Here is a 3,020-nt window from a genome sequence, read left to right as displayed (position 1 = left end):
GGATCTCGGCGACGACGGCGCGCGCGGCGGCGCCGAAGTCCTGGCCGGCGATGTCGTTGACCAGCACGCGCGCGCCATGGCGCGCCAGTTCGAGGGCATGGGCGCGGCCCAGGCCGCCACCGGCGCCGGTGACCAGGGCAACGCGGTTTTGCAGGAGTTTCTTCATGAGGGTCCGGATGGGTTTCAGAAGTTGACGGCGCCGGCGCCCTTGAGCGCCAGCATGGCGCGGGCCTCGGCGGGCGTGGCGATCTCGAGCGAGAGCTCGTCGAGGATGCGGCGGATCTTGCGCACCTGCTCGGCGCAGCTGCGCGCCAGCTGGCCGCGGCCGAGGTAGAGGCTGTCCTCCAGCCCCACCCGCACATGGCCGCCCATCACGGCGCCCATGGTCAGCAGCGGCATCTGGTGGCGGCCCGCGCCCAGCACCGAGAAGCGGTAGCCGTCGCGGCCGAACAGGCGGTCGGCCGTCGTGCGCATGCTCACCAGGTTCTCCGGGTCGGTGCCCAGGCCGCCGAGGATGCCGAAGATGCACTGCAGGAAGATCGGCCCCTCGATCAGGCCCTCGTCGACGAAATGCCGCAGCGTGTAGAGGTGGCCCACGTCGTAGCACTCGAACTCGAAGCGGGTGCCGCGCTCGCGGCCCAGCACCTGGAGGATGTGCCGGATGTCGCGGAAGGTGTTGCGGAAGATCATGTCCTCCATGCCTTCGATGTAAGGCCTCTCCCAGTCGTGCAGCCACTGCTGGTACTTGCGCGCCGCCGGGTGGATGCTGAAGTTCATTGAACCCATGTTCAGCGAGCACATCTCCGGCGCGGCCTGCAGCGGATAGGCTAGGCGCTCCTCCAGCGTCATGCGGGTGCTGCCGCCGGTGGTGATGTTGATGACGGCGTCGGTCGCGGCCCTGATGCGCGGCACGAACTGGTCGAACACGGCCGGATCCGGCGTGGGCCGGCCGTCGGCGGGATCGCGCGCATGCAGGTGCAGGATGGCTGCCCCGGCCTCGGCGGCCTCGATCGCCTGCGCGGCGATCTGCTCCGGCGTCAGCGGCAGATGGGGCGACATGGTGGGCGTGTGGACCGAGCCGGTGACGGCGCAGGAGATGATGACTTTGTCGGACATGGAGTTTCCTTCAGACGGCCAGCCACTGGGCCAGCAGGGCGGGATCGGATTGCAGCTGCTGCGGCGTGCCCTCGAAGACGATGCGGCCATGGCCCATCACGCAGACGCGGTCCGAGACCTTCAGCGCGATGGCGAGCTTCTGCTCGACCAGCACCACCGAGACGCCCTGGGCGCGCATGTCCTTGATGCACTCGCCGACCTGGGTCACGATCATCGGCGCCAGGCCCTCGGTGGGCTCGTCGATCAGGATCACGCGCGGGTTGCCCAGCAGCGAACGGCAGATCGTCAGCATCTGCTGCTCGCCGCCGGAGAGGCTGCCGGCGCGGGTGTGGCGGCGCTCCTTCAGGCGCGGGAAGTAGTCGAACATCTGCTGCACGGTCCAGCGCGGAGCGCCGGCCGCGCCGGGCTGCTCGCCCATGCGCAGGTTCTCGTCGACGGTGAGGTTGGCGAACACCTCGCGCTCCTCGGGCACATAGGCCAGGCCGGCGCGGCAGATCTGGTTGGGCTTGGCGCCGGCCAGCTGCCGGCCCGCCAGGCGCACGCTGCCGCCGCTGGGCAGCACCAGGCCCATCACGGCCTTCAGCGTGGTGGAGCGGCCCGAACCGTTGCGGCCCAAGAGGCTCAGCACCTCGGCCTGGCCGACGCCAAAGCTCACGCCCTGCAGGATATGGCTCTTGCCGTAATGGGCGTTGAGGTTCTCGACCTTCAGCAGCTCGCTCATGCCGCCACCTCCTCGCCGGCTTCCTCGCCGAGATAGGCCTCGCGCACGCCCTGGTGACGACGGATCTCGTCCGGCGTGCCGGTGGCGATGAGCTGGCCGTAGACCAGCACGCTGATGCGGTCGGCCAGCTTGAACACCACGTCCATGTCGTGCTCAACGATCAGCAGCGCGCGGCCGGCCGTCACCTCGCGGATCAGTTCCATCGTGTAGTCGGTCTCCTCGCCGGACATGCCGGCCATCGGTTCGTCCAGCAGGATCAGCTGCGGGTCGGAGGCCAGGGTCATCGCGATCTCCAGCGAGCGCTGCTCGGAATAGCTCAGCTCGCCGGCCAGGCCCGCCGCGCGGTCCTGCAGCCGCACGCGTTCGAGCAGGGCCTCGGTGGCCTCGCGCAGGCCCGGCAGCCGGTCGACGCGGCGCCAGAAGGCCGTCGGCCGCGGCTGCTGGCGCAGCACGGCCAGGCGGATGTTCTCGAACACGGTGAGCTTGGGGAAGATGTTGGTGATCTGGAAGGAGCGCGCCAGCCCCAGCCGGTTGATGCGCTGCGGCGCCCAGCCGGTGATGTCGCGGCCCTGGAAGGCGATCGCGCCGGCGCTGGGCGCGAGGTTGCCCGAGATCAGGTGGAACAGGGTCGACTTGCCGGCGCCGTTGGGCCCGATCAGTGCGCGGCGTTCGCCGGGCGCGAGCTCCAGGTCGACGCCGCGGATGATCTCGGTCTCGCCGAAGGACTTGGCCAGGCCGCGCAGTTGCAGGATGGGAGCGTTCATGGCCGGGCCTCCTTGCCCCGCAGGCGCCGTTGCGAGAAGGCCAGCAGGCCGCCGCCGCCGGCCAGCAGGCCCAGCGGCCAGATCCAGGTGGCCGGGCTCAGCGCGGCCCAGCCGCGGCCGAACATCGTCACCGGCGGCCAGTCGGCCGCGGCCCGCGCCAGTGCGCGGTAGTCCTGCGAGCACAGGCGCTGCAGCAGCTCGACCAGGAATACCGTGCCGGCCGCCAGCAGCAGCACCGCCAGCAGCCACAGCCCCAGCAGGGGCAGCGCGCGCGCCGCTCCCAACTGATTCACGCGGCGCGCCGCCGCGCCGCCCAGGCCGACCAGGCCCTCGGGCATGAACATCATCACCAGCACGAACAGCACGCCCTGGTAGAGCAGCCAGGCCTGCGTCGCATCCGACACGGCGTAACCGAAGAA

Annotated in this window: 4 protein-coding genes and 1 pseudogene; all 5 read right to left on the bottom strand. The window is 70.5% G+C overall.

Translation table 11 applies throughout. The features are described from left to right. Positions 1 to 166: SDR family NAD(P)-dependent oxidoreductase (locus OOZ63_RS29355; RefSeq protein ID WP_266009294.1), on the bottom strand; the 166-nt coding region annotated here is incomplete at its 3' end. Positions 167 to 183: 17 nt separating this feature from the next. Next, positions 184 to 1,116: a 3-keto-5-aminohexanoate cleavage protein gene (locus tag OOZ63_RS28755; protein WP_266009292.1), complete on the bottom strand. Its 933-nt coding sequence runs from the start codon at positions 1,114 to 1,116 to the stop codon at positions 184 to 186. Positions 1,117 to 1,126: 10 nt separating this feature from the next. Beyond that, positions 1,127 to 1,837, bottom strand: coding sequence for an ABC transporter ATP-binding protein (locus tag OOZ63_RS28750; protein ID WP_266009290.1), 711 nt, complete (start codon positions 1,835 to 1,837; stop codon positions 1,127 to 1,129). Beyond that, the gene (locus OOZ63_RS28745; protein ID WP_266009288.1) at positions 1,834 to 2,601 is read right to left on the bottom strand and encodes an ABC transporter ATP-binding protein; all 768 of its coding nucleotides are present in this window, start codon (positions 2,599 to 2,601) and stop codon (positions 1,834 to 1,836) included. Before OOZ63_RS28745 ends, OOZ63_RS28750 begins: the two co-directional genes overlap by 4 nt. Continuing rightward, a pseudogene (locus tag OOZ63_RS28740) lies at positions 2,598 to 3,020 on the bottom strand (branched-chain amino acid ABC transporter permease); the annotation flags it as partial. The pseudogene OOZ63_RS28740 and the gene OOZ63_RS28745, both read right to left, overlap by 4 nt.

Origin of the sequence: Paucibacter sp. PLA-PC-4 (genome assembly GCF_026241155.1) — a bacterium.
Classification (GTDB): Bacteria; Pseudomonadota; Gammaproteobacteria; order Burkholderiales; family Burkholderiaceae_C; genus Roseateles_E.
The sequence above is the reverse complement of the archived record's forward strand: the minus strand, read 5'-3'. Positions and strand labels throughout refer to the sequence as shown.

Excerpts from the sequence above, each read along its gene's own strand:
- OOZ63_RS28745 (WP_266009288.1), bottom strand. The coding sequence starts at position 2,601 with ATGAACGCTCCCATCCTGCAACTGCGCGGCCTGGCCAAGTCCTTCGGC.
- OOZ63_RS28750 (WP_266009290.1), bottom strand. The coding sequence starts at position 1,837 with ATGAGCGAGCTGCTGAAGGTCGAGAACCTCAACGCCCATTACGGCAAG.
- OOZ63_RS28755 (WP_266009292.1), bottom strand. The coding sequence starts at position 1,116 with ATGTCCGACAAAGTCATCATCTCCTGCGCCGTCACCGGCTCGGTCCAC.